At 70.6% G+C, this 23,588-nt stretch carries 26 protein-coding genes; 17 read left to right on the top strand and 9 right to left on the bottom strand.

Translation table 11 applies throughout. The features are described 5' to 3' along the window. Window positions 1-56 precede the first annotated feature (56 nt). From P1J78_RS18640 to P1J78_RS18615, 6 genes are all read right to left on the bottom strand, one after another. Window positions 57-536, bottom strand: a complete 480-nt coding sequence (locus tag P1J78_RS18640; protein WP_275568895.1) for a VOC family protein — start codon at window positions 534-536, stop codon at window positions 57-59. Between the two features lie 63 nt (window positions 537-599). Continuing rightward, the gene (locus tag P1J78_RS18635; protein WP_275568894.1) at window positions 600-1,481 is read right to left on the bottom strand and encodes an alpha/beta fold hydrolase; all 882 of its coding nucleotides are present in this window, start codon (window positions 1,479-1,481) and stop codon (window positions 600-602) included. Continuing rightward, a complete protein-coding gene (locus tag P1J78_RS18630) occupies window positions 1,478-1,909 on the bottom strand; it encodes a VOC family protein (RefSeq protein ID WP_275568893.1) in 432 nt (143 codons plus the stop codon). The genes P1J78_RS18635 and P1J78_RS18630 overlap by 4 nt, the downstream gene beginning before the upstream one ends. After that, a complete protein-coding gene (locus tag P1J78_RS18625) occupies window positions 1,906-2,535 on the bottom strand; it encodes a dihydrofolate reductase family protein (RefSeq protein ID WP_275568892.1) in 630 nt (209 codons plus the stop codon). Before P1J78_RS18625 ends, P1J78_RS18630 begins: the two co-directional genes overlap by 4 nt. Before the next feature lie 167 nt (window positions 2,536-2,702). Beyond that, window positions 2,703-3,965 carry an RNA polymerase sigma factor gene (locus P1J78_RS18620; protein WP_275568891.1) on the bottom strand — a complete coding sequence of 421 codons (1,263 nt, stop codon included), beginning with the start codon at window positions 3,963-3,965 and terminating at the stop codon, window positions 2,703-2,705. Beyond that, a complete protein-coding gene (locus P1J78_RS18615) occupies window positions 3,949-4,326 on the bottom strand; it encodes a YciI family protein (protein ID WP_275568890.1) in 378 nt (125 codons plus the stop codon). The genes P1J78_RS18620 and P1J78_RS18615 overlap by 17 nt, the downstream gene beginning before the upstream one ends. Before the next feature lie 455 nt (window positions 4,327-4,781). Here P1J78_RS18615 and P1J78_RS18610 point away from each other — a divergent pair, with 455 nt between their 5' ends. From P1J78_RS18610 to P1J78_RS18545, 14 genes are all read left to right on the top strand, one after another. Next, a complete protein-coding gene (locus tag P1J78_RS18610; protein ID WP_275568889.1) occupies window positions 4,782-5,432 on the top strand; it encodes a cytochrome c3 family protein in 651 nt (216 codons plus the stop codon). Further along, window positions 5,416-8,208, top strand: a complete 2,793-nt coding sequence (locus P1J78_RS18605; protein ID WP_275568888.1) for a TAT-variant-translocated molybdopterin oxidoreductase — start codon at window positions 5,416-5,418, stop codon at window positions 8,206-8,208. The genes P1J78_RS18610 and P1J78_RS18605 overlap by 17 nt, the downstream gene beginning before the upstream one ends. Further along, window positions 8,201-9,553, top strand: coding sequence for an NrfD/PsrC family molybdoenzyme membrane anchor subunit (gene nrfD, locus P1J78_RS18600; RefSeq protein WP_275568887.1), 1,353 nt, complete (start codon window positions 8,201-8,203; stop codon window positions 9,551-9,553). The genes P1J78_RS18605 and nrfD overlap by 8 nt, the downstream gene beginning before the upstream one ends. Beyond that, window positions 9,550-10,074: a DUF3341 domain-containing protein gene (locus P1J78_RS18595; protein WP_275568886.1), complete on the top strand. Its 525-nt coding sequence runs from the start codon at window positions 9,550-9,552 to the stop codon at window positions 10,072-10,074. The genes nrfD and P1J78_RS18595 overlap by 4 nt, the downstream gene beginning before the upstream one ends. Beyond that, complete coding sequence (locus P1J78_RS18590; RefSeq protein WP_275568885.1) at window positions 10,071-10,595, top strand: c-type cytochrome; 525 nt, start codon at window positions 10,071-10,073, stop codon at window positions 10,593-10,595. Before P1J78_RS18595 ends, P1J78_RS18590 begins: the two co-directional genes overlap by 4 nt. After that, window positions 10,592-11,602, top strand: a complete 1,011-nt coding sequence (locus P1J78_RS18585) for a hypothetical protein (RefSeq protein ID WP_275568884.1) — start codon at window positions 10,592-10,594, stop codon at window positions 11,600-11,602. Before P1J78_RS18590 ends, P1J78_RS18585 begins: the two co-directional genes overlap by 4 nt. Beyond that, entirely contained in the window at window positions 11,595-11,972 is a 378-nt protein-coding gene (locus P1J78_RS18580; protein ID WP_275568883.1) for a hypothetical protein, read from the top strand. Before P1J78_RS18585 ends, P1J78_RS18580 begins: the two co-directional genes overlap by 8 nt. Then, window positions 11,969-12,700 carry an SCO family protein gene (locus tag P1J78_RS18575; protein ID WP_275568882.1) on the top strand — a complete coding sequence of 244 codons (732 nt, stop codon included), beginning with the start codon at window positions 11,969-11,971 and terminating at the stop codon, window positions 12,698-12,700. The genes P1J78_RS18580 and P1J78_RS18575 overlap by 4 nt, the downstream gene beginning before the upstream one ends. Further along, on the top strand, window positions 12,697-13,641 hold the full coding sequence (gene coxB / locus P1J78_RS18570; protein WP_275568881.1) for a cytochrome c oxidase subunit II: 945 nt from the start codon (window positions 12,697-12,699) through the stop codon (window positions 13,639-13,641). Before P1J78_RS18575 ends, coxB begins: the two co-directional genes overlap by 4 nt. Continuing rightward, a complete protein-coding gene (locus P1J78_RS18565; protein ID WP_275568880.1) occupies window positions 13,638-15,308 on the top strand; it encodes a cytochrome c oxidase subunit I in 1,671 nt (556 codons plus the stop codon). The genes coxB and P1J78_RS18565 overlap by 4 nt, the downstream gene beginning before the upstream one ends. Beyond that, the gene (locus tag P1J78_RS18560) at window positions 15,305-15,943 is read left to right on the top strand and encodes a cytochrome c oxidase subunit 3 (RefSeq protein WP_275568879.1); all 639 of its coding nucleotides are present in this window, start codon (window positions 15,305-15,307) and stop codon (window positions 15,941-15,943) included. The genes P1J78_RS18565 and P1J78_RS18560 overlap by 4 nt, the downstream gene beginning before the upstream one ends. Further along, window positions 15,940-16,194, top strand: a complete 255-nt coding sequence (locus P1J78_RS18555; protein WP_275568878.1) for a cytochrome C oxidase subunit IV family protein — start codon at window positions 15,940-15,942, stop codon at window positions 16,192-16,194. The genes P1J78_RS18560 and P1J78_RS18555 overlap by 4 nt, the downstream gene beginning before the upstream one ends. 179 nt (window positions 16,195-16,373) lie before the next feature. Continuing rightward, on the top strand, window positions 16,374-16,643 hold the full coding sequence (locus tag P1J78_RS18550; RefSeq protein WP_275568877.1) for a hypothetical protein: 270 nt from the start codon (window positions 16,374-16,376) through the stop codon (window positions 16,641-16,643). Window positions 16,644-16,716: 73 nt separating this feature from the next. Then, window positions 16,717-16,998: a hypothetical protein gene (locus tag P1J78_RS18545; RefSeq protein ID WP_275568876.1), complete on the top strand. Its 282-nt coding sequence runs from the start codon at window positions 16,717-16,719 to the stop codon at window positions 16,996-16,998. A gap of 124 nt (window positions 16,999-17,122) precedes the next feature. Here the strand turns inward: P1J78_RS18545 and P1J78_RS18540 are convergent, their stop codons facing one another. Further along, window positions 17,123-18,508 carry a phospholipase D-like domain-containing protein gene (locus P1J78_RS18540; RefSeq protein ID WP_275568875.1) on the bottom strand — a complete coding sequence of 462 codons (1,386 nt, stop codon included), beginning with the start codon at window positions 18,506-18,508 and terminating at the stop codon, window positions 17,123-17,125. Between the two features lie 3 nt (window positions 18,509-18,511). After that, window positions 18,512-18,736, bottom strand: coding sequence for a hypothetical protein (locus P1J78_RS18535; protein WP_275568874.1), 225 nt, complete (start codon window positions 18,734-18,736; stop codon window positions 18,512-18,514). 397 nt (window positions 18,737-19,133) lie between these two features. Here P1J78_RS18535 and P1J78_RS18530 point away from each other — a divergent pair, with 397 nt between their 5' ends. The 3 genes from P1J78_RS18530 to P1J78_RS18520 all read left to right on the top strand — a co-directional run bounded on the left by P1J78_RS18530 (window position 19,134) and on the right by P1J78_RS18520 (window position 22,165). Beyond that, window positions 19,134-20,060, top strand: a complete 927-nt coding sequence (locus P1J78_RS18530; RefSeq protein WP_275568873.1) for an acetamidase/formamidase family protein — start codon at window positions 19,134-19,136, stop codon at window positions 20,058-20,060. Between the two features lie 184 nt (window positions 20,061-20,244). Continuing rightward, window positions 20,245-21,261: an SIS domain-containing protein gene (locus tag P1J78_RS18525; RefSeq protein WP_275568872.1), complete on the top strand. Its 1,017-nt coding sequence runs from the start codon at window positions 20,245-20,247 to the stop codon at window positions 21,259-21,261. A gap of 4 nt (window positions 21,262-21,265) precedes the next feature. After that, window positions 21,266-22,165 (top strand): carbohydrate kinase family protein, encoded by a 900-nt coding sequence (locus P1J78_RS18520; protein WP_275568871.1) that lies wholly within the window; start codon window positions 21,266-21,268, stop codon window positions 22,163-22,165. 136 nt (window positions 22,166-22,301) lie between these two features. On the opposite strand, the gene P1J78_RS18515 is transcribed toward P1J78_RS18520, so the two are convergent. Further along, window positions 22,302-23,498 carry an aminotransferase class V-fold PLP-dependent enzyme gene (locus P1J78_RS18515; protein ID WP_275568870.1) on the bottom strand — a complete coding sequence of 399 codons (1,197 nt, stop codon included), beginning with the start codon at window positions 23,496-23,498 and terminating at the stop codon, window positions 22,302-22,304. Window positions 23,499-23,588 lie beyond the last annotated feature (90 nt).

Genomic DNA, 23,588 nt, shown 5'->3' with positions numbered 1-23,588 from the left:
AGGCAAGGGCCGAAGGCGGGCGTTCGCGGCGCCAGGTCCGAGTACCCTCGTCCGGTTCAACCGCGCCGGGCCGCGTCGATTGTGGCGACGTCGATCCTGCGCATGTGCATCATCGCCTCGAAGGCGCGCCGGGCCTCGTCTCCGCCGGCCGCCATGGCTTCGGTCAGCGTGCGCGGGGTGATCTGCCAGGAGATGCCCCAGCGGTCCTTGCACCAGCCGCACATGCTTTCCTCTCCGCCGTTCTCGACGATCGCATCCCAGTAGCGGTCCGTCTCCGCCTGGTCGTCGGTCGCGATCTGGAACGAAAACGCCTCGCTGTGGGTAAAGGCCGACCCGCCATTGAGGCCGAGGCACGGGATGCCGACGACGGTGAAGTCCACCGTCAGCACGTCGCCCGCCTTGCCCGAGGGGAAGTCGGCCGGTGCCCGGTGCACGGCATGCACCGCGCTGTCGGGGAAGGTCTCGGCGTAGAAACGGGCGGCGGCCTCGGCCGCGCCGTCATACCAGAGGCAGATGGTGTTCTTGGGAACGGTCATCGTGTCTTTCCTTTCTGTTCGGGCCGCATCCGGCCGCGTGCCGTTTCGCCGCGAAGGGGGCGGTCAGTCCCACATGCCCTTCGGCGTCTCGCCCTGCAGGAACGGCGCGATGAAGCGCATCAGCAGGTCGGGCTGGTTGATCACGGCGGTGTGCGACGTCGCCGGCAGGATCGCGAGGCGCGATTGCGGCAGCGGCTGGCCCATGTCGCCCATCCCGCCGCCGCCCAGAAGACGGAAGAGGGCCACCGAATGCTCCAGCGTTACCACGTCAGCGTCGCCCGCGATGAGCAGCACCGGCAGGTCCAAGCCCCTTACCTCGTCTTCCCAGTGCATCGGCTGTTTCTCCAGCGCGATCAGCTTTCGCGCGAGTTCCCTGAAGCCCTCGGGATCGGGCGCCAGCGCGCGCCATTCGGCCTCCAGCGGGCTGCCGATCAGCATGTCGGGCGTCATCTGCGGGATCATGTCGCGGAAGGCCGGCTGCCACCCGGCCTCGTCGAAGGCGACCGAGGCAAGGACCAGCCGGTCGACCCGCTCGGGATGGCGGATCGCCAGTTGCAGGGCGGCCGCCGCGCCCATGGAATAGCCGAAGACATCCGCCTGCGGCAGGTCGACGGCGGCCATGAAGGCGGCCACGTCGTCGGCGAGGTTCGGGTAGGTGATCGGCCGGTCGATATCCTCGGTCCGGCCGTGGCCCTGGAATTCCAGCGCGTAGACGCGGTGCGTCTCGGCCAGCAGGGGGACGATGTCGCCCATGGACTCGATGCTCATATAGGCGCCGTGCAGGACGACAAGGGGATCGCCCGCGCCGGAGACCTCGTAATACATCTCCATGCCGTTCACCTCGACCCGATGGCCGGCGGCGTCGTCCTGGGCCGAGGCGGGCGCAGCCATGAGCGCCAGCGCGGCGGCGGTGTGGCGGATCATGCGAAATGCCTTCTGTCTCATGCGGCCTCCCGCGGCGCCTTGGCGCCTTCGAAATTCAGCATCCAGGGCGTGCCGTAGCTGTCGGTGAACATGGCGAAACGCTCGGCCCAGAAGGTCTCTTCCGGGCCCATTTCGATGGAGCGGGCCCCGTCCGAGAGCGCCGCGAAGATGCGGTCGAACTCCGCGCGCGTCCCCGGGGCGATCTGCACGCGAAAGCCCTGCGGCCGGTTGTACATGTCAGGCGGCACGTCGGAGGCCATCATCGTGACGTCCCCCAGCCCGACGCTCATGTTCATCACCACGTCGTCGCCGCCGGGCATGCGGCTTTCCGCATCGGGCGCGTCGGCGTTGCGCGTGAGGGAAAGAACCTCGCCGCCCAGGATATCGGCGTAGCGCGTCATCGCGTCGAGGCAGGTGCCGTCGAAGAAGAGGTAGATTGTCGGGGTCATTGCGAAGTCTCCTTGCTGTAGGGGTCCGGACGGTCGGGCTGCAATGCGCCGCTCGCCCGGTAGGCGTTGATCAGCACGCCCGTCGGCGCGCTGCGGCTTTCGGTCAGGGTCAGTTCCTGTGGCGTGGTACGGTCGGAAAAGAGGCGCTTTCCGCCGCCCAGCAGGATCGGGAAGACGAACAGCAAGAGCTCGTCGACCAGCCCGGCCTCGAACAGCACGGGCGTCAGCGTCGTGCTGCCCCAGACGATCAGGTCGGGGCCGTCCTGCGCCTTGAGGTCGCGCACCCGTGCGGCGATGTTCGCGCCCAGGGCCTCTGCCGGTCCCCATTCCAGGCTTTCGGGCCGGTGGGTCGCCACGTGTTTGGTGGCCCCGTTCAGCCCGTCGGCGATCGGGTCGTCCTCGACCCCCGGCCAGAAGGCCGCGAATGTGTCGTAGGTGCGCCGGCCGAGCAGAAGATCGAACCTGTCGCCCTGGGCCGCGGCGATGGCCTCGGCCATGGCGGGGGCAAAATGCGGCATCGCCCAGCCGCCATGCGCGAAACCGCCGTCGCGGTCCTCGTCCGGCCCGCCCGGTGCCTGGACCACGCCGTCGAGGGACGTGTTGGCGATGATCCTGATCCGTCTCATGCAGCGGCCCTCCGCGTGCGGGTCCGGCCGCGGCCACCGTGGCTGAGCCGCCGGGCCGCGGCCTTCCGAATGTCGCGATCCGTCATGTGCGCTGTCCTCCTGTTGCGTCGTTTCCGACCACAGGACGAACGGCCGGGCGCGATCCCGACAGCTCCTTTCAGATTTTTTTACGATGCCGCGCCGTTCTCTGCCGAAAGCCGGTCGAGATGCTGGCGGATATGCGCTGCCTCGGCCGCCGTTCCCGCCAGCGCGATGGCCCGTCCGAACGCCTCGCGCGCCTCGTCCGCGCGGTCCAGCCGGTCAAGCAGCGCGCCCCGCAGGCCGTGGAAATAGAAATAGCCATCCAGCGGTTCGGCCAGCGGCGCGATCATGTCGAGCGCGGCCCGAGGCCCGTGCAGCTTCGACACCGCCACCGCGCGGTTGAGCGTGACGACCGGCGAGGGCGCGTGATCCTCGAGCGCAGCGTAAAGCCGGTCGATCCCGGCCCAGTCGGTGTCTTCCGGCCGCGCAGCGCGGGCGTGAACGGCGGCGATGGCCGCCTGGATCTGGTAGCGACCGGGCTGGCGGTGCCGCATCGCCTTGTCGACAAGCGCCAGCGCCTCGTCGATCGCCGCGCGGTTCCACAGCGTGCGGTCCTGATCCTCGAGCAGAACGGGCAGGCCGTCCCCGTCGAACCGGGCCGCCTGCCGGGAATGCTGCAGCAGCATCAGCGCCAGAAGGCCCATCAGCTCGGGCTCGCCCGGAAACATGCGCAGAAGCAGCCGGGCCAGGCGGATCGCCTCCGCGCAGAAGGCGGCGCGCTCGCCCGCCGGGTCGGCATCGGTATAGCCCTCGTTGAAGACGAGGTAGATCATCGTCTTCACGGCGGCCAGGCGCGCGGCGCGTTCCGGGGCGCCCGGCGTCTCGAAGGGCACGTCGGCCTTCGCGATGCGGGCCTTGGCGCGGGTGATGCGCTGCTCCATCGCCCGCTCGCCCACGAGGAAGGCGCGCGCGATCTGTCGGACGGACAGGCCCGAAACGATCCGGAGCGCCAGCGCGATCTGCTGCGTGGCGGGAAGCTCGGGGTGACAGCAGATGAACAGAAGTCTGAGGATATCGTCGCGGTAATCCGCCGCGTCCAGACGTTCGGCGAGGGCCGGCTCCACGTCCTCGCGGTCCGAAATCGCGGCCTCGTCCGGCAGCCCGGTCAGCTTCGCCCTCCGCCGGACCTGGTCCAGCGCGGCATTGCGTCCGACCATGATGAGCCACCCTTCGGCATCTCTGGGCGGCCCCTTCTCGGGCCATGCCCGGAGCGCCCGCAGGCACGCCTCCTGAAAGGCCTCCTCGGCGAGGTCGAGATCGCGGAAATAGCGCAGCAGTGCGGCGACGGCCCGTGGCCGCGCGGCGACCAGCCGCGCCTCGATCCAGGCGGGATCAGCCGGCGGCGGCATCGTCCGGCGCCGTTCGGTCGGGGTAATAGGCCATCACCGGCCGCACCTCGTAGGCACCGCCGGGATTGGCCTGGGCGAGGTCCCGCGCGAAGGCGAGGGCGGTTTCCAGCGTGTCGGCCTCGAGCAAGTAGAAGCCGAGAAGCTGCTCCTTCGTCTCCGCGAAGGGGCCGTCGAGCACCACGTCGTCGCTCTTGCGCAACGTCGTGGCCGCACTCGTCGGCATGAGCCGCACGACCGGGCGCAACCGGTCCGCCCACCTTTGGTGGACCGTTTCGAGCTTTTCCATCACGGCCGCGTCCTCGTCTTCGCTCCACGCGGTGGTGACGGCCTCGTCGTGGTAGCAGAGCAGAGTGTAGAGCATTTCCGGGTCTCCATGATCCAAGGACGTGGCGAGGCGGCTGCGGCCGACAGGGTGGGTGGTTTTTCCGTTCGAAGAGCTGTCGCGTCAGCGCAGGTTCCGCCCTTCAATGGCGGATCGTATCAATTGGCATGCCGCCGCGACAGCCCGCGGAACCGATTGGAGCGACCGCCGGCATTGTGCCGAACCGATCGCCGCGACGGGTTTGCCGGAGGCTTGATTGTTCGACCCGCGCCACCATGACGAGGTGCATAAGGAGCGGCGCGGGAGCTTCCCGGCCATGTTCAATGTCCGTCGTTGGGGTTGAAACCGGTCACGGGCGGATCACCATCCCTCGAGAACCCGCCAGACGCCGCCCCCGGCCGCAAGGTCCGAAAGCTGTTCGAAAGGGATCGCCGATGCCTGCACGCTCCGTCCCGCGCTGCCTCCGCCCGGCGCCGGCCGCCTGAGGGCGCGCCGTGCCGCAGATCTTTCCCGAGGCCGCCAACGGCATCGCGCGCCTGGTGCTGTGGGCGGCGCTGGTGGCGGTGCTCGGACTGGTGGCGCTGAGCGTGCTGCTGCCCCGGTCGGACATGTTCACCGGGCAGGACCGCATCCTCGCACAGCCCGTGCCGTTCTCGCACCAGCACCATGCCGGGGGGCTGGGCATCGACTGCCGCTATTGCCACGCGGCGGTTGAGCAGTCGGCCTTCGCCGGGATGCCGCCGACCGAGACCTGCATGACCTGCCATTCGCAGCTCTGGACGCGGGCCGAGATGCTGGACCCCGTGCGCCAAAGCCTCGCCACCGGCACGCCGCTGCGCTGGAACCGGGTGCACGACCTGGCCGACTACGTCTATTTCAACCACGGCGCGCATGTGTCGAACGGCGTCGGCTGCACCACCTGCCATGGCGCGGTGGACGAGATGCCGCTGATGCGCCAGGCCGCGCCCCTGACCATGGAATGGTGCCTCGACTGCCACCGCGACCCGGCGCCGAACCTGCGCCCGCCCGAGGCGGTGTTCGCCACCGACTGGCGCCGCGGCAGCGAGGCGGAGCAGGCGGCGCTGATGGGCCGCTACGACATCCACCCCGAAACGATGACGGATTGCAATGTCTGCCACAGGTGAGCTCTGGCGCTCGCTGGAAGAGCGCGCCGACGACCCCGCCCTGCGCCGCTGGATCGACGCGGAGTTCCCCGCGCTGGCCGAGGGGCTGGCGGGGGCGGTGGACCGGCGGCAGGCGATGAAGCTGATGGGCGCCGCGCTGGGCCTGTCGGGCATGGCCGGCCTCGCGCGGGCGGACGAGATCGTGCCGTGGGTGAAACAGCCCGAGATGACGGTGCCCGGCGTGCCGCGCCACTACGCGACCGTCCTGCCGTCCGAGGGCTACGGCATCGGCGCGGTGGTGCAGTGCCACGAGGGGCGACCGACGAAGGTGGAGGGCAACCCCGACCACCCTTCCTCGCTGGGCGCCTCGGACGCGGTGATGCAGGCGGCCTGCCTGGAGCTGTTCGACCCCGAGCGCCTGCGCGCGCCGGAACGCGGCGGCCGCCCCGTCGGCTGGGCCGAGGTCGCGCGGGCGATGGTCGCCTGGCGCGACCGGCTGGGCGAGGCGGGGGGCGCAGGCGCGGCGCTGCTGGTCGGCCCGGAGACCTCGCCGACGCTGCGCCGGCAGATCGCGGGACTGAAACGGCTCTATCCCGCCCTCCGCGTCTATCGCCACGCGCCGCTCCGCACGCCGGGCCCCTTGGCCCTGCCGGACTTCTCCCGCGCGACGGTGGCGGTCAGCCTGGACTCTGACGTGCTAGGCGAGGGGCCGGGGCGGCTGGCCCATGCCCGCGCCTCCGCCGACGCGCGCCGCGTGCGGGCGCCCGGCGACGGGATGCTGCGGCTGCATGCGCTGGAGACGACCCCCACGCTGACCGGCGCCAAGGCCGACCACCGCGCGGCGCTGCGTGTCTCGCTGGTGCCGCTGGCGGAACGGGCGCTGCTGGCGGCGCTCGACGGGGCGGCGCCGGATGCCAACCTGCCCGCTTCGGTGCGCCGCTGGGTGACCCGCGCGGCGGACGACCTGCGTGCGGCGGGGCAGGGCGGCCTCGTTCTGGGCAGCCCGGCGGCGCAGGCGCGGGTCGGCGGGCCGGTCCGCTACATCGAGGCGCCCGACGCGATGGAGGTGGACGGCGACCTCGCCGACCTGTGCGAAGCGATCCGCGACGGCACCACACACGCGCTTCTCAGCCTCGCCTTCGACCCGATCGGCACGGCCCCCGCCGGTCTGGACGCCGGCGAGGCCTTCGGCGCGCTCGACACCCTGTGGCACCACGCCGCGCACCGCGACGCCACCGCGCGGATGGCTCACTGGCTGCTGCCCGCCGCGCACCCGTTCGAGGCGTGGTCCGACGCGCGCGGCCACGACGGCACCGCCGCCATCGCGCAACCGCTGATCCACCCGCTCTTCGCCAGCCGCAGCGCGCACCAGCTACTGGCCGAGCTGGCCGGCGACGTGACCCATCCGAAGGCGCCGGTGCGGGCGACATGGGGCGACCTCGACGACCGCGCATGGCTGGAGGCGGTGCAGCGCGGCACGGTGGAGGACACGGCCTTCGCCGCCATCGAGCCGCCGCGGCCCGCCCCGCCAGCGGCCACCACGCCCGAAGGCTTCGACCTGTCGCTGCTTCCCGACCCGTGGCTGCGCGAGGGCCGTCACGCGCAATCCGCCATGCTGCAGGAACTGCCCCGCCCGCTGACCAAGATTGTCTGGGGCAACGCCCTGCAGATCGCTCCCGGCGACGCCGAGCGGCTGGGGGTGGAGACCGGCGACATCGTGCAGGTCACGGCGGACAAGATACAACTGGACGCCCCCGTCTGGGTCATGCCCGGCCAGCCCGCCGGCAGCCTGACCCTGACGCTGGGCCATGGCCGCGCCGGGCCGGTCAGCGGGTTCGCGCGCGGCGTCGACGGCTTCGCCCTGATGCGGACCGGCCGCCGCCACCTGACCGGCATGACGCTGTCGCCCACCGGCCGCCGCGCCCCCGTGCTGACCACCCAGCACCACCACGCGATGGAGGGCCGCGCGCCCGTCCGCCGCGCCACGCTGGCCGCGTTCACCGACGACCCGCGGGCGCCGCACGCCCACCACCCGCCGCCGCCGGAGGAGTCGCTCTATCCCGACTGGGACTACCCCCGCGAAAGCTGGGGCATGTCCATCGACCTGACCGCCTGCATCGGCTGCATGGCCTGCGTCAGCGCCTGCGCGGCCGAGAACAACACGCCCAGCGTCGGCCCCGAGGAATGCGAGCGCGGGCACGAGATGCACTGGCTGCGCGTCGACCGCTACTACGACGGCCCGCCCGAGGCGCCGGAGACGCTGTTCCAGCCGGTGCCCTGCATGCATTGCGAAAAGGCCCCCTGCGAACCCGTCTGCCCGGTCAACGCCACGGTCCATACCCATGACGGGCTGAACGCGCAGATCTACAACCGGTGCATCGGCACCCGCTATTGCTCGCAGAACTGCCCCTACAAGGTGCGGCGGTTCAACTTCCGGTCCTACAACGACTTCGACGTGCCCGACCTGGGGCAGAACGCGAAGAACCCCGACGTGTCGATGCGCCAGCGCGGGGTGATGGAGAAATGCACCTACTGCGTCCAGCGCATCAGCGCCGCGCGCATCGCCGCCGAGGTCGACGGCAGCGAGGAGATCGCCGAGGGCGCCGTGGTCACCGCCTGCCAGCAGGCCTGCCCGACCCAGGCGATCACCTTCGGCGACCTGAACGAGCCGGACGCGGCCGTGCGCGCCGAAAAGGATAGCCCGCTGAATTACGGCCTGCTGGAAGAGCTGAACACCCGGCCTCGCACCACCTACCTCGCGGCGCTGTGCAATCCGGCGGAGGGCGGCGATGGCTGACATCCCGGAACGCCCACCGGTGATGCGCGGACACCCGGGGACGCGCGAGATTTCCGGGCGCATCGCCTCCATCGTCCTGAAGGGGCAGATGCCCCGGTTCTTCTGGCTGGCGTTCCTGGCGGCCTTCCTGCTGGTTCTCGTGCTGTTCACGACCGTCGCCTGGCTGATCACGCAGGGCGTGGGCACCTACGGCATCAACATCCCCGTGGCCTGGGGCACGATGCTGTCGAACTTCGTCTGGTGGGTGGGGATCGGCCATGCCGGCACGCTGATCTCGGCGGTGCTTTTGCTGTTCCGCCAGGACTGGCGCGCCTCCGTCAACCGCTTCGCCGAGGCGATGACGCTGTTCGCGGTGGCGATGGCGGCGCTGTTCCCGATCCTGCACCTGGGACGGCCGTGGTTCTTCTACTGGTTGCTGCCGCTGCCCAACACGCACATGCACTGGCCGCAATGGCGCAGCCCGCTGGTCTGGGACTTCGCCGCTATCGCCACCTACGGCACGGTGTCGCTGCTGTTCTGGTATATCGGCCTCGTGCCCGACCTCGCCGTGCTGCGCGACCGGGCGAAGAACCGCGCGGCACAGCTGTTCTACGGCATCCTCGCGCTGGGCTGGCGCGGGTCGGCGTTTCACTGGGCGCGGTTCGACGCGGTCTACTACCTGCTTGCCGTGCTGGCGACGCCGCTGGTGGTGTCGGTGCATTCCATCGTGTCGCTGGATTTCACCTACGGCATGGCGCCCGGCTATCATTCCACGATCTTTCCGCCCTATTTCGTGGCCGGCGCGCTCTATTCCGGGTTCGCCATGGTGCTGACCATCGCGATCCCGCTGCGCCGGCTGTTCCGGGTCGAGGATCTGATCACCAAGCGCCACATCGACAACGGCGCGAAGATCATGATCGCGGCGGGACTGATCGTGGCCTACGGTTACGCGGCCGAGTTCTTCTTCGCCTGGTATTCCGGCAACCCGGCCGAGCGCATGATGGCGTGGCAGCGGCTCGTCGGTCCCTACGCGCCGTTCTTCTGGGTCATGCTGGCCTGCAACGTGGGCGTCCTGCAACTGCTGTGGTTCCGCCGCGTCCGGCTGTGGATGCCGGCGCTCTTCGTGATCTCCCTGCTCATCAACCTCGGCATGTGGCTGGAGCGCTACGTGATCGTCGTGACCGGCCCCTCCACCGGCTTCCTGCCGGCCGCGTGGGGCACGCAATCGCTGCAATGGGTGGATTTCGGGGTCTTCTTCGGCACGCTGGGGGCGTTCTTCGCGCTGATGTTCCTGTTCCTGCGCATCCTGCCGGCGATCACCATCTTCGAGGTCGGCGAACTCGCCGACGAGCGGAGGGAGGCATGACCGCCGATCCCCGCCCCGCCCTGATGGCCGCCTTCCCGGACGAGCACGCGCTCTGCGCCGCCGCCCGCGCGCTGGCCGGGCGGCCGGGCATGGACGCCTTCACGCCCTACCCGGTGGAGGGGCTGGCCGAGACGCTGGGCATGCGACGCACGCGGCTGCCGCTGGCGATGCTGGCGGGCGGCATGGCGGGGGCGGTCTTCGTCTATGCGCTCATCCTCTATTCCGTCACCATCGCCTATCCGATCAACGTGGGCGGGCGCGGGCTGAACGCCTGGCCCGCCTACCTGATGCTCGCCTTCGAGGGCGGGATACTGGGCGCCGCGCTGGCAGGGGGGTTCGGCCTGTTCCGCGCCAACGGCCTGCCGCAGCTGCACGACCCGGTCTTCGCCACGCCCGGTTTCACCTTTGCCCGTGGCGGCGGCTTCTGGTTGCTGGTGCCGCTGGGCGGGGACACGGCCGATGCCCTGCGCGCCCGGCTGACCGACCTTGGCGGCGAGCGGGTCGAGGAGGTGCCGCAATGAAACGCGCCGCGCTCCTGCTCCTGTTGCTCGCCGCCTGCCGGCAGGAGATGGACGAGATGCCCCGGCACGAGTTCTACGAGCCGTCGGACCATTTCGCCAACGGCATGTCCGCCCGCCCGCCGGTGCCGGGCACGGTGGCGCGCGGCGACGACCTGTCGCCGGTGCCCGACGAGATCCCCGGACCGGTGACGCGCGCCATGCTGGACCGCGGGCAGGAGCGGTACGATATCTACTGCGCCCCGTGCCACGGGATCGACGGACGCGGGCACGGCATGGTGGTACAGCGCGGCTTTCCGCAGCCGCCGAGCTATTTCGACCCAAGGCTGGTGGCGGCGCCCGACCGGCATTTCTACGACGTGATCACGGGCGGCTACGGCGCGATGTATTCCTACGCCGCGCGCGTGACCCCTGCCGACCGCTGGGCCATCACCGCCTATATCCGCGCCCTGCAATTCGCGCAGTCGGTGCCGGTCTCGGCCCTGCCCGAGGACATGCGCGCCGCGCTGGAGACGGAGCGATGACGCGCGCCGGCCTGATCCTCGCCGTCTGCGGGCTGGCGCTGGCTGTGCCGGCCGGTGTGTTCGGGGAAGGCCCGGCGCTGGCCGGCGGCTGGCTGGCGGCCATGGTGTTCTGCCTCGGACTGTCGCTGGGCGCGCTGGGGCTGGGCCATATCCACGCGCTGACCGGCGGGCGCTGGGGCGAACGGTTGCAGCCACCCCTGCGCGCGCTGGCCATGGGCCTGCCCGTGGCATTGTTGCTCTCCCTGCCACTGGTGCTGGTGCCCGGGGCGCTGTTCCCCTGGACGGCGCCGGCAGAGACCCTGCCGGAGGTCGTCCGCGCCAAGCTCCCGTACCTGAACCTCCCGTTCCTCTACGCCCGCGCCGCGCTCTGCGCAGTTGCATGGCTGATCCTCGCCCTGCGCTTCGCCACCGGCGCGCGGGGCGGAGCGGAGTCGGTCGTCTCGCTGATCGTGTTGGCCCTCACGGTCAGCGTGTTCGACATCGACTGGCTGATGGCGCCGGAGCCAGAGTTCTATTCCACTATCCACCCGCTGATCGCGATGGCCACGATGATGACGGGCGCGCTGGCCGCCGGGCTGATCGCTTTGGATCGGCGCGGTCTGGAAACGGAGCGCAAGGACGACCTCGGCAAGCTCGCCTTCGGCTTCCTGCTGCTCTGGGCGTACCTGCACTACATGCAATGGCTGATCGTCTGGTCCTCCGACCTCCCGCACGAGATCCACTGGTATCTCGACCGCGCCCGACATGGCTGGGGCTGGCTGCTGGGCGCGGGGCTGGTACTGAACATCGGCGCGGGGGTCGCGCTGGCGTGGCGGTCGGTGCGGCTGCGCCGGTTCGGCGCGGTCGCGGCGCTGCTGCTGGCCGGGCAGGGGGCCGACGTCGCATGGCGCGTGCTGCCGGCGATGCCGGGGCCGGGCTGGGCGCAGGCGGGCGCGGCCGCGCTGGCGCTGGGTCTCTGGCTCGCCGCGCTGGGGCTGCTGCGCCGGCGGGAGGCGCGCCATGCCTGAACAGACCCACGAGACCCGCGACGTCTCGCCCCGCCTGCTGCGGCGGTTCGTGGCCGGCCTCGCCGTGCTGATCGTCGCGGTCGTGCTGGGGGTCGACCTGCTGCTGCCGGGCGTGGGCGACGTCGGGCGGCAACCCGAAACCGGCCGGGGCCCGGAGTTGCAGACCGACCCGCCTGCCGACCTGGAGGAACTGATGGCGATCCAGCGCGCCCGCCGCGACCGGCTGGACTGGGCCGACCGCGCGGCGGGCACCGCGCATGTGCCGGTCTCCGTGGCCATGGACATCATCGCGCGCGAGGGGCTGCCGGACCGCGGCACGGAAGACTGCACCCTGCCGGCCCGCGCCCCGCAGGCGGAGTGCGCGGAATGATCCGGCTGCTGCTGCTCCTCCTCCTGCTGCCCGCCGCGGCGCTGGCCCGCCCGGCCTTCACGCCCGAGATCGGCACGCAGCTCGACGCCTCCGCGACCTTCACTGATGCCGACGGCCACACCGCGCCGCTCTCCGACATCCTGAAAGGCAAGCCCGCCCTCCTGATCCTGGGCTACCACACCTGCCCGAACCTCTGCGGCGTCGTGCAGACCCGGCTGGCCGACGCGCTGGCGGGCACCGATTTGCCGCCCGACGCCTACCGCGCCCTCTTCGTCTCCGTCGCCGCCAACGAGACGCCCGACGATGCCGCCGCAAACCGCGAAAAGCTGGCTACGGCCGTCCCCGACGCCCCGCTCGCCCCGTGGCGCTTCCTCACCGGCCCCGGCGGCGCCATGGCCCGAACCCTCGGTCTGGAGACCGAACCCCGCCCCCGCACCGACGAATACGTCCACCCCATCGCCGTCTTCGCCCTGACCCCCGACGCGCGGCTCGCCCGCGTCCTGCCCGCCGCCACCTTCGGCGCCCGCGACACGGAACTCGCGCTCGTCGAGGCCTCCGAAGGAAAGCTCGGCACGCTGGCCGACAAGCTCTACCTGCTTTGCGCCGGGTTCGACGCGACCAAGGGGCAGTACACGCCCGCGATCATGGCGGCGGTGCGCGGCGGCGGGGTCGTCGCGCTGCTGACCCTCGGCGCCGCCGTCCTCCTGCTAAGCCGGAGACGGTCATGAACGAAGGCATCCGCATCTTCCCCGACAGCGCGTCGACCTTCGCGCCGCAGGTCGACCTGCTGTTCTTCACGCTCGTCGCCTTCGCCGGCGCGCTGGGGCTGTTCCTGACCGGGCTCGTCATCGTCTACGCTGCCCGCTACCGCCGCAACGCGCCCGCCGCCCGCCACCGCGCGCGGGGCCGCTCCCTGCCGTTCGAGATCGCATGGACCTCGGCCACGACCATCGTCGCCGCCATCATCTTCGCCTGGGGCGCGGCGCTGTTCCTGCGGGACGAACGCATCCCGAGCGACGCGCTGGTGGTCAACGGAATCGCCAAGCAGTGGATGTGGAAATTCCGCCACCCCGGCGGACAGCGAGAGATCAACGCCCTCCACGTCCCGCGCGGAGAGCCGGTGGTCGTGCGGCTTGGCTCGCAGGACGTGATCCACTCCATGTTCGTCCCCGCCTTCCGCGTGAAACAGGACGTGGTGCCGGGCCGCTCGACGGAGCTGTGGTTCGAGGCGACAAAGACAGGGAAATTCCGCCTGTTCTGCGCCGAATACTGCGGGACGGAGCATTCGAAGATGACCGGCTGGATCACGGTGATGGAGCCCGAGGATTACGCGGACTGGCTCGACCGGCAGGCGCAGGCCCCCTCGATGGCCGAGGAGGGCGAGGCGCTGTTCCGGGCGCTCGGCTGCTCGGGCTGCCACGGCGCCTCTTCGGAAATCCGCGCGCCGGAACTGGCGGGCATCTTCAGCCGCCCCGTCGCCACCGAAACCGGCACGGTCACCGCCGACGCCACCTACATCCGCGATTCCATCCTGCAGCCCGACAAGCACGTCGCCGCCGGCTACCGCGCCGTCATGCCCAGCTTCGACGGACTGGTCAGCGAGGCGGAGCTGCAGGCGCTGGTGGCCTATATCCGCTCGCTGTCGCTGGACGAGGAGGTGCCGCAATGACCGATGCCGTGACCGGAAAGGCGCCCGACACCGGCTCCTACCTGGGCGAGAAACACGGGCCGCGCGCCTGGCTGCTCAGCTTCGATCACAAGCGCATCGCCTGGCTCTACCTGCTGGCGCTGACCGCGTTCTTCTTCATCGGCGGGGCGATGGCGGTGATGATGCGGCTGGAGCTCGCCACGGCCGAGGGCGATCTGGTCAGCGACGACACCTACAACCGGCTGTTCTCGATCCACGGGATCATCATGATCTGGTTCTTCCTGGTCCCGTCGATCCCCGCGACGCTGGGCAACTTCCTGCTGCCGCTGATGATCGGGGCGCGCGACCTGGCGCTGCCCCGGCTGAACCTCGCGTCGTGGTACGTGTTCATGGGCGGCAGCCTGTTTACGCTCTTCGCGGTGCTGATGGGCGGGGTCGACACGGGCTGGACCTTCTACACGCCCTATTCGTCGATCTACTCCAATTCCTACGTCAGCGCGGCGGCCTTCGGGGTGTTCATCGTCGGCTTCTCCTCGATCATGACGGGGATCAACTTCATCGTCACCATCCACCGGCTGCGCGCGACGGGGCTGACATGGTTCCGCCTGCCGATCTTCGTCTGGACGATGTACGCCACCGCTCTGGTCATGGTGCTGGCCACTCCGGTGCTCGCCGCCTCGCTGATCCTGATCGTGGCCGAGCGGGTGCTGGGCCTCGGCGTGTTCGATCCGGCGCTGGGCGGCGATCCCTTGCTGTTCCAGCACCTGTTCTGGTTCTACTCGCACCCGGCGGTCTACATCATGATCCTGCCCGGCATGGGGGTGGTCAGCGAGATCCTGCCCTGCTTCAGCCGCCAGCCGCTGTTCGGCTACAAGGCGGTCGCGCTGTCCTCGATGGCGATCGCCGTCTTCGGCTTCCTCGTCTGGGGCCACCACATGTTCGTCAGCGGGCAGTCGGCCTATGCCGGCATCCTGTTCTCGCTGTTCTCGTTCCTCGTGGCGGTGCCCTCGGCGATCAAGGTGTTCTCGTGGTCCCTGACGCTCCGGCGCGGGTCGATCCGGTTTCCCACGCCGATGCTCTACGCGCTGACCTTCCTGTTCCTGTTCACCTTCGGCGGGCTCGCGGGGCTGTTCCTGGCGGCGCTGGTGGTCGACGTGCACCTGCACGACACCTACTTCGTCGTGGCGCATTTCCACTACATCATGGTGGGCGGCATGGTGACGGCCTTCATGGGGGGCCTGCATTTCTGGTGGCCCAAGATCACCGGGCGGATGTACCCGGAATTCTGGGGCCGGATCGCGGCCATCGCCACCTTCGTCGGCTTCAACTTCACCTTCTTCCCGCAATACATCCTGGGCTATCTCGGCATGCCGCGCCGCTATCACAGCTACCCGGAAGAGTTCTCGTTCTGGCACGTGATGTCCTCGGCGGGCGCGATCATCCTGGCGGTCAGCTACCTGATGCCGCTGGTCTACCTGGGCCTGTCGCTGGTCCGCGGCCGCCCCGCGCCCGCCGACCCGTGGGAGGCGACGGGCCTCGAATGGCGCACGTCCTCGCCGCCGCCGCAGGAGAATTTCGACGAAACGCCCACCGTCACCGGGCCCGCCTACGACTACATCAACCCCGAGCCCGAGGCACAGGACAAGGGTGCCCAGCACGAGCACGGCCAGCCGGAGCGCTCGCCATGAGCGACACCTCCCGCGACAGCGCCTTCAACACCGGCACCGAGGAAGGCATCGCCACCGCCTTCGGCATGTGGATCTTCCTCGCCTCCGAGGCGATGATGTTCGCCGGCCTCCTGCTGGTCTACACCTTCGGGCGGCTCGACCACGCGACGGGCTTCGCCAACGCGTCGAGCCATCTCGACTGGCGGCTCGGGGCGCTGAACACAGCCATCCTGATCTGCTCCAGCCTCGCCATCGCGCGGGCCGAGGCGCGCGCCGACCGCGCCGACCGCCGCGCGGGGGTGCTGCTGGCGGTGACCTGTCTGCTGGGCGTGCTGTTCCTCGGCATCAAGGGCTACGAATGGGCGATGGAGCTGCGCGAGGGGCTGGCCCCCTTCGCCGGCCTCGCCTTCGCCTATGATGGCCCGGACGCGGACGGTGCCGCCTTCTTCTTCCGCTGCTACTTCATCCTGACGGGGCTGCACGCGGCGCACATGCTGGGCGGGCTGGCCTGTATCGGCTGGCTCCTGGCGACATGGCGCCACCGGCGGGGCAGGGCGGATTTCCACGCGGTCCGCGACCTCGCGCTCTACTGGCACTTCGTTGATATCGTGTGGATCTTCCTCTACCCGCTGCTCTACCTGATCGCCCCCGCATGACCCGCCACCTGATCACCTTCGGCGCGCTCGCCGCGCTTCTCGCCCTGACCACCTGGGTCGCGTTCCTCGACCTCGGCGCGGGCAACCCGGTGCTGGCGCTCGGGATCGCGGCGGCGAAGGCGGCGCTGGTGGCGTTCGGCTTCATGGGGCTGGGCCGCTCGGCCATGCAGATCCGCCTGACCGGCGCGGCGGCGCTGGTGTGGCTGGCGATCTTCGTCGGCCTGACGCTCTGGGCCGGGCTGTCGGGCTGAGCGGCGGGCGCGCGCGCCCTGGCACACGGACGACTGGCGGATCGAGACGCGCGCGTCCGGTCGCTGAGCGGGAACGAGGCGACCCCGCGCGACAGGCTCCGATCCCCCCGAAAGCCGACGCGAGGGAACGGGGCACCGGGGCCGCGCGTTGACATGGGAACGACGAAAAGGACGCTCCGTTGACACGGACACCCGACATCGGACGGCTCCGGAGCCCCGGCGGCCATTGCATCGGGCCCGAGGCGCTTCAGGGAACTCTCGCCGCAGGCGGCTATCCCGCCGACCAGTGCGAGCAGGTTCCGAAGGCCGTGCCGACCGAGCCCATCCGCGACGGCGACACCGCGCCACAGGCCCGATCCCGCGCGGCGCTTATCGACGACATCCGCTCGATCCTGCCGGATCAGCAGGCCAACGGCCGCAGACCCCCGATACCGGACGACACGCCGTAGGCCGCCGACCGATCCGAAACCCCGGCCCGCCGGCCGGGCGCGTTCAGAGCATAATTCGCAACGGAGGTTCACCATGACTCCCCCAGACACCAACGTGAAAAAGCAGCAGCGCCGCCATCGCGGCCCCCTTATCGGCATGGGGCTGGTCGCCCTCTTCGGTATCGGCATCATCCTCTACTGGATCGCGGAAGAGGTGTATTTCGCGCCCGGCCCGGAAGAGCCGGCAGATCCGACCGTCGAAGAGCGGAACGAAGGCGACGTGTCCCTGCCGGCCGACGCGCCGGTGGAAGACCTCGCGCCGGAGGATCCCGAGGTCGAAGTCGGCCCGTCGGGCCCGGACCCCACCGACGACTGATACCCGGGCAGGCCGGGGCGCCGCGCCGGCGGCTTTCTGCTGCGCTTTCGACTTTGCGGGCATGGCGCCCTCCTTTCCCTGAAACCGGACCGGAAACAGCCCGCGCCCGGACCTGTTCCCGCGATTACCCGGCCCGCCGCCAGGGCCGCCAGGCATCGCCGCGCCCTTCCGGGTCGCCCAGGTGCAGCCGCGCCAGCCAGCCGCGCCAGAGCGGCGGGCGCGGCCGCAGCGGCGGGAGCCGCCGCGCCTCGGGGTCGAGATGCCGCAGCGCGCCGCCGATCGACCCCGCCGCGGCCTCGGCCCGCGCCACCTCTGCCGCGTCCTGCCCCACGAAGTGCCCGATCAGCCGCTGCCGCAGGTCGCGCAGCGGCTCGTCGTCGCCGGCCTCCACGGCGATGTCGCATTCCGGATCGTACCCGCCGGAGCGGTTGGAAATGTTGAACGACCCCATCCTCAGCAGCCGGTCGTCCACGATCATCACCTTGGCATGCACCCGCACCAACCGCCCCGCGGGCGCCCGCGGCGCCACCGCCGTCAGCCGGCCGTGCAGATCGGCCGCGCGCAGCCGGTTTAGGAACAGCGTGCACGGCGGGTCCATCACCGCCCGGTCGAAGAACGACGGCGCGTGCCGCCCGGTCACCAGAACCACCTCGGGGCCGTCCGCCTCGCGCAGCCGCGCCGCCAGCGCCTCGCGCAGGCGGGGCGAGGTCAGGTAGGTCGCCTCGATGTAGAGACTGCGGCGCGCCCGTTCGATGCAGCGCAGCGCATGGACCAGCCCGGCCTGCGGCGCCCCCGCGCCGCCCGACGGGTCGGTGCCCGTCACCGTCACCTCGCGGTCGCGAAGCAGCGGCGCCACTCCCTCGGGCCACGCCGCCGCGCCGGGCGTCTCCAGCGGCGCCACGTCCTCTCCGGTCACGCTGGTCCACCGCTCGCGCGCCACGTCGGCCAGCCGCGCGGCGGCCGGCCCGTCCAGCATCGCATGGACCGCGTGCCACGGCGGGCCGCCCCGGCCCGAAGGCAGGCGCCGCGCCGGGTTCCGGTCGAGATGCGCCGTGTCGTCCCAGCGGTTCACGGTGATGTCGTCGTTCGGGCAAAAGGCAAGCGCGTCGTCGATCACCACCAACTTGCGGTGCATCGACGCTCCCAGCGGCAGCGTGTCGTCGGTGGCGAAGCGCACCCGGCCGTCCCGGAACCACGTCCGCGCCAGCGTGGGTTGCAGCCGCCGCGCCGCGTGCGCCAGCCCGCTGGCGTTCCAGATCAGCACCCGGATCTCCAGCTCCGGCCGCTCTCGCGCGAGCGCGTTCAGCACCGCGCCGATCCGCGTGTCCGCGGTGTCGTCGGTCGGGTCCATCCGGGTGCGCGGGTCGAACGTCCAGCCGACGATCCAGACCCGCCGCTTCGCCTGGCGCAGCGCGTCCAGCATCGCGCGGAACCCGGCGGCGGAATCGATCATCACCGCCAGCCGGTCGGCCCGGGCCACCGCCCACGCCGCGTCACCGTTCTCTGCCATGGCTCAGCTCCGCGTACCCGTGTGCCACAGGATGCCGCGCGTGTCCGGGTCGCCCGTCGGCACGGCGGTGGCATGGCTTTTCGCCCGCTCCATGGTGACATGCGGCGGCAGGGTCGGCACGTTCGGGTCGGTCCGTGCGCCGCTCCCGTCGCCGGGAGAGCCGTGGATCCGGCGGACGCCCCATTCGTCGAGCCGCTTCGGCACGAAATCCGCAACCGTTTCCGACATCTGTCTCACTCCTTGCGTCAGGATCGGTCCTTGCCCGGGGAACGCTCCGGACGGCCCGGCGTCCGCACGTCCTGTTACCGCTATCCATAACAATTCCAATTGGTTACCCTACTGTCCAACCTCGGACGCTTTTCCGGACATCCACGTCCCGTCTCTCCATCTGGGCAGAAACGGTTCCGCCGCGACGTTGTTCCCGCGGCCCGGATACGGATCCATCAGGCTCGGATCGCCGCCTTTGGCCTGGAAGGGGGCGCTGCGCTCCTTTTGGTGACGCTGGAGGGCATTGGTGTCCGACGACGGAACAGGCGGTCTTGCCACCAAATCCGGCAGCGTGCAGTCTCCAGACGATCTGCGGGTCGTTCAGGATCCCAGCGGTGGCGCCTAGTGGGGAACTCCTGTGGCCGAGACAATTCGCTTCACGCCGTCAAAGTGGTCGAACCTCCTGGCAGAGATGGAGCCGGCCATGCGCATCGCCAGTGGCGACATCGTCGTGACCGAAACCCTTGACGCGGCAGGCACGAATGCGCGCGGCGAGCGGGTGGCCGACCGGCCGAACCCGATGAACGGTCCGATCCACGTTGCGGGGGCCGAGCCGGGAGACGCGCTTCGGGTCGACATCCTGAGGATCGACCCGGCGCGTGGGACGGGCTGGACCCGTTCGGCCCTCTCGGCAAACGTGCTGGACCCGGAATATGCCCGCAATCTGCCGCCTCGGGATCGCGCGGAGTGGATCATCGACCGGGAGGCGTCCACCGTTCGGCTCGAAGCGCCGGAGGCCGCGCTGAAGCACCTCGTTCTTCCCTACACGCCGATGATCGGGTGCTTCGGCGTCGCGCCCGCGGGCGGCGAGGCCATCTCGACCGCGACCAGCGGCCGGAACGGCGGCAACATGGATTACCGCGGCTTCGCCGTCGGCTGCAGCGTGCGTTTCCCGGTCGCCGTGCCCGGCGCCCTGTTCTTCGTCGGCGACTGCCATGCGGCCCAGGGCGACGGCGAGATATCCGGCACCGGTATCGAGACCTGCTGCGAGGTGGAAATCCGTCTGACCGTCGAAAAGCGTCGGACGATCGGCTGGCCGCGCGGCGAGCTGGACGGCCGCATCTTCACCGTGGGCAATGCGTGCCCGCTGGACCAGGCGCTTCAGCACGCGACGACCGAGATGGTGGTCTGGCTCAAGTCCGAATACGGTCTGTCCGAGCCCGATACCGCGCATCTGCTCGGCCAGACCGTCCGCTACGACGTGGGCAACGTGTTCAATCCCGCGTACACGATGATCTGCAGCCTGGAGAAGAAGTGGCTTCCGGAGAGGCCGAAGACGGCATGATCCCGACCCGGGCGGGCGCGGTGCGAGAACGGCGGGATCTTGGCAAAGCATCTCGCTTCCCGCAGGCGCCTTGGTCGTGCTGCGGATGGTGGATCGGGCGAACGCCTCTGACGGCGGAGCCAGACACGGCTGGCGTGACAGTTCTTCTTCTTTGCCGCCCGTCCAACGATGAGGGAGTCACGACATGACGACCGACACTTCGACACCGCCCGGGCTGCTGGCCATCCGCGACGAGATGGCCCGCCAGCATTCCGATGCTCTCGCGTCCTTTCGCGGGGCGCCGGACATAGCGCGGCGCGTGGCCGGCTCTGTCCGCGAGACCGGGCGGTTGCTGCTGCTGGGCATGGGCGCGTCGCACGCGGCGGGGCGGGCGGTCGCGCCGATCTATCGCTCCCTCGGTATCGACGCCTTGGCGCTTCCCCTGTCGGAGCAGCTCTACACGCCGCTTCCGGTCGCGGGGCGGACCGTGATGCTGACGTCGCAGTCGGGCGAAAGCGCCGAGGTGTTGCGGTGGCTCGACGGTCGGGACGCGGCGCGGGACCTGTTCGGCCTGACCATGGAATCCGGCTCGACGCTGGCGCGCGCCGTGCCAAGCCTCCTCGGAGCCGGCGGAACCGAGACCGCCTTCGCCGCCACACGCAGCCTGATGGTCACGCTCGCCCTTCACGCGGCCGTGCTGGGTGAGTTGGGCGCCGATACCGGGGACATGGCCGAGGTGCTCGGTGATCCGCGGCCGGTGAAGGTCGGCGCGGCGCTGGATACGCTGGCGCAGGTGGACGCCGTCGTCACCAGCGGCCGCCGCCTGCAGGGGCTCGCCGAGGCGATCGCGCTGGGCCTCACCGAGCTGTCGAGACGGCCCTGCTTCGCGATGGAAGGCGGTCAGCTTCGGCATGGCCCGATGGAAATGCTCGGCGCGCATGTCGGTGTGGTGATGTTTCGCGGCAAGGACGGGACCGCCGATCTGGTCGGCCGTCTGGCGACAGAAACGGCGGCGACCGGCGCGCCCACCGTGGTCTTCGACGCCTCTGGCGCAGAGCCGGTGGAAGGCGCAACGACCGTAGGATTGCAGCCCGCCGCGGACCTGGGGGCGCTGTTCCGGATGCTCCCGGCCGCGCAGGCCTTCATGGTGGAGTTTGCCGTTCGGCGTGTCGCGGATGTCGGCACGCCCATCCATTCCAGCAAGGTCACGCGGGTCGAGTGAACGGATGCAGCCGCTTGCGGTCGTCGGAAACGTCAATGTCGACATGATCCTCGGTCCGGCCGCGCCTTGGCCGGTGCCCGGCTCCGAGGTCATCGTGCCGCACGACGAGTTGCGCGTGGGCGGCTCGGCCGCGAACTCGGCGCAGGCGTGGCTGGCGCTGGGGGCCGATTTCCAGTTTGTCGCCAACACCGGCTCGGATCTCTTCGGCCGATGGATGCGCGATCAGCTGGCCCCGCATGCCGAGGCCTGGCCGGTCGCTGCGGGCGCCTCGACCGTCTCGGTGGGGATCACCCATCCGAACGGCGAGCGCACCTTCTTCACCACGGCCGGACACCTTGCCGCGCTGACCTGGGAGCAGGTTCGCGACGGGCTGGACTGGGAACGCCTCGCAAGCGGATGGTTGCTGCTCTGCGGGGCCTTCCTGACGACTTCGCTGACGGCGGAGTACGACGCGCTCTTCGCGAAGGCGCGGGCACATGGGGTGCGTGTGGCGCTGGATACGGGCTGGCCGCCGACGGGATGGAACGGCGACGTGCGGCGCGAGGCGTTTGGTTGGGCGGCGCAGGTCGACGCGCTTCTGGTGAACGAGGTCGAGGCCGCGGCGCTGACCGAACGCGACGATCCGGCCCCTGACGATCTCGCGCGATTGCTCCGGCCCGGCGGGATCGCGGTTATCAAGCGCGGCGCGCAGGGGGCGGAGGCGCTCGGCCCGGGCGGGCGGGCCCGCTGCGCAGCACCCGCGGTGGAGGTCGTGGATTCGGTCGGCGCGGGCGACGTGTTTAACGCGGCCTTCCTGCACGCTCTTGCGCGCGACACAGAGCTTGAAGAGGCGGTCGCGCTTGGCGTCCGAACCGCTTCGCTGGCAGTGTCGACGCACCCGCGGCGCTACCTCCCTTCGCCTTGACCGGGAGGTGACGCGGACGGGCCCTGCCACGCTCTGCACAGGTCAAGGACGCTTGGGGTATCACGGCCCTCCGGCGGCTTGCGCACCTCCGGGCACCGTCGGATACCCCACCTCGCAGACCGGTGCCGCCAGCGGTTCAGCCCGAGACGGCCGCCACGATCACCGGGATCTCGACCTCTCGAATGCAGACCGGGTTGATGACCACGCAGTGCGGCCGGTCCGGGTCGAAGGCCGTCTGGACGGGGGGACGGTGCGAGGCCATCTGCTGGCGAAGTGCCCCGGCTCGCGCCGCATCGTCGCAGTGCAGGACCAGGCGTGGGACACATGTGGTGCGCTCTGCGCCCTCCAGTTCGGCGATAAACCGACCTTGGGGAGCCAGGCCGTCGGCGATGCGGCGGCAGGTTTCCAGCCAGCGGGCATGCCGGGCGTCGTCGCCCTCGGCCAGGAAATGTCCAAGCGCCGCGAGCAGGCCGGCAATCTCGTGCTTGCCGACCTTGCAGGCGCGTCCTATGCCCTGCCGGGGCAGGCCCCGCAGACGCGCCTTGTCGATGAAGCCGGGCGGCGGGCGCCAGTCGTCCCAGCGGAGGTCGACGTCGAGCATCTGCAGCGCTGCCGAGGCGATCAGATCCGCCCGTCCCGCCATCAGCCCGGTGCCGGCGGGTCCGCCCAGCACCTTGCCGCCGGAGAAGACAACGATATCCGCCCCGTCCTGCACGAAGCGCTGGAGGTTCTCTTGCGGCGGCAGTTCCGCCGCCGCGTCCACGATCACCGGCACGTCATGGGCGCGGGCCACCTCGACCACTTCGGGTAGGGGCGGCTCTGCCCGGTCGCGGGCGACGTAGAGAAGCGCGGCCGTCCGAGCCGTGATCGCCGCCTCGTAGTCCCAGCTTTCCGTGTCGCGCACGCCGGCCCCCGCGAGCGGTTCGGCGAACCCCACGTCGACGAACCGTGCCCCGGCGGCGCGAAGGGCATGGTCGTAGCCGTTGCGGTGTCCGCGCGCGACGACGATCTCGTCGGGGCCGTCCGTCTCTGGCAGCCGGTTCATCCGCCCGACATCCAACCCTGCAAGGCAGGCGGCGGCCCCCAGAAGCAGACCGGCCGCCGCGCCGGTGGTCACGAGGCCGGCTTCGGCGCCTGTGGCATCGGCGATGGCCCGCGAGGCGTGCGCTTGCATCTCGAACATGTCGATGGACACGGCGTCCGCCTCGACCATCGCCTCCAGCACGCCCGGGGCCAGGGGCCCGCCGGAGAGGCGCGTCAACGTGCCGGCCGCGTTGATCAGGACAGGGCAGCCCCGCAGGCCCGGGCCGCCCCGGTCAAGCTCGCCCGTCATTCGGGGTTGATCCTGAAGTCGTTGCCTTCAGGCAGGAGCTGGCCGCCATCGACGATGATCGTCGTGCCGGTGATGAAGGCTGCCTCGTCC

Source organism: Psychromarinibacter sediminicola, assembly GCF_029168335.1.
GTDB lineage: Bacteria > Pseudomonadota > Alphaproteobacteria > Rhodobacterales > Rhodobacteraceae > Psychromarinibacter > Psychromarinibacter sediminicola.
The sequence above is the reverse complement of the archived record's forward strand: the minus strand, read 5'-3'. Positions and strand labels throughout refer to the sequence as shown.

Coding starts and splice junctions, on each gene's coding strand:
- P1J78_RS18575 (WP_275568882.1), top strand. CDS start 11,969: ATGATCCGGCTGCTGCTGCTCCTCCTCCTGCTGCCCGCCGCGGCGCTG.
- coxB (WP_275568881.1), top strand. CDS start 12,697: ATGAACGAAGGCATCCGCATCTTCCCCGACAGCGCGTCGACCTTCGCG.
- P1J78_RS18605 (WP_275568888.1), top strand. CDS start 5,416: ATGTCTGCCACAGGTGAGCTCTGGCGCTCGCTGGAAGAGCGCGCCGAC.
- P1J78_RS18585 (WP_275568884.1), top strand. CDS start 10,592: ATGACGCGCGCCGGCCTGATCCTCGCCGTCTGCGGGCTGGCGCTGGCT.
- P1J78_RS18545 (WP_275568876.1), top strand. CDS start 16,717: ATGACTCCCCCAGACACCAACGTGAAAAAGCAGCAGCGCCGCCATCGC.
- P1J78_RS18615 (WP_275568890.1), bottom strand. CDS start 4,326: ATGCTCTACACTCTGCTCTGCTACCACGACGAGGCCGTCACCACCGCG.
- P1J78_RS18630 (WP_275568893.1), bottom strand. CDS start 1,909: ATGACCCCGACAATCTACCTCTTCTTCGACGGCACCTGCCTCGACGCG.
- P1J78_RS18580 (WP_275568883.1), top strand. CDS start 11,595: ATGCCTGAACAGACCCACGAGACCCGCGACGTCTCGCCCCGCCTGCTG.
- P1J78_RS18560 (WP_275568879.1), top strand. CDS start 15,305: ATGAGCGACACCTCCCGCGACAGCGCCTTCAACACCGGCACCGAGGAA.
- P1J78_RS18625 (WP_275568892.1), bottom strand. CDS start 2,535: ATGAGACGGATCAGGATCATCGCCAACACGTCCCTCGACGGCGTGGTC.
- P1J78_RS18635 (WP_275568894.1), bottom strand. CDS start 1,481: ATGAGACAGAAGGCATTTCGCATGATCCGCCACACCGCCGCCGCGCTG.
- nrfD (WP_275568887.1), top strand. CDS start 8,201: ATGGCTGACATCCCGGAACGCCCACCGGTGATGCGCGGACACCCGGGG.
- P1J78_RS18565 (WP_275568880.1), top strand. CDS start 13,638: ATGACCGATGCCGTGACCGGAAAGGCGCCCGACACCGGCTCCTACCTG.
- P1J78_RS18535 (WP_275568874.1), bottom strand. CDS start 18,736: ATGTCGGAAACGGTTGCGGATTTCGTGCCGAAGCGGCTCGACGAATGG.
- P1J78_RS18540 (WP_275568875.1), bottom strand. CDS start 18,508: ATGGCAGAGAACGGTGACGCGGCGTGGGCGGTGGCCCGGGCCGACCGG.
- P1J78_RS18555 (WP_275568878.1), top strand. CDS start 15,940: ATGACCCGCCACCTGATCACCTTCGGCGCGCTCGCCGCGCTTCTCGCC.
- P1J78_RS18525 (WP_275568872.1), top strand. CDS start 20,245: ATGACGACCGACACTTCGACACCGCCCGGGCTGCTGGCCATCCGCGAC.
- P1J78_RS18595 (WP_275568886.1), top strand. CDS start 9,550: ATGACCGCCGATCCCCGCCCCGCCCTGATGGCCGCCTTCCCGGACGAG.
- P1J78_RS18520 (WP_275568871.1), top strand. CDS start 21,266: ATGCAGCCGCTTGCGGTCGTCGGAAACGTCAATGTCGACATGATCCTC.
- P1J78_RS18590 (WP_275568885.1), top strand. CDS start 10,071: ATGAAACGCGCCGCGCTCCTGCTCCTGTTGCTCGCCGCCTGCCGGCAG.
- P1J78_RS18515 (WP_275568870.1), bottom strand. CDS start 23,498: ATGACGGGCGAGCTTGACCGGGGCGGCCCGGGCCTGCGGGGCTGCCCT.
- P1J78_RS18640 (WP_275568895.1), bottom strand. CDS start 536: ATGACCGTTCCCAAGAACACCATCTGCCTCTGGTATGACGGCGCGGCC.
- P1J78_RS18620 (WP_275568891.1), bottom strand. CDS start 3,965: ATGCCGCCGCCGGCTGATCCCGCCTGGATCGAGGCGCGGCTGGTCGCC.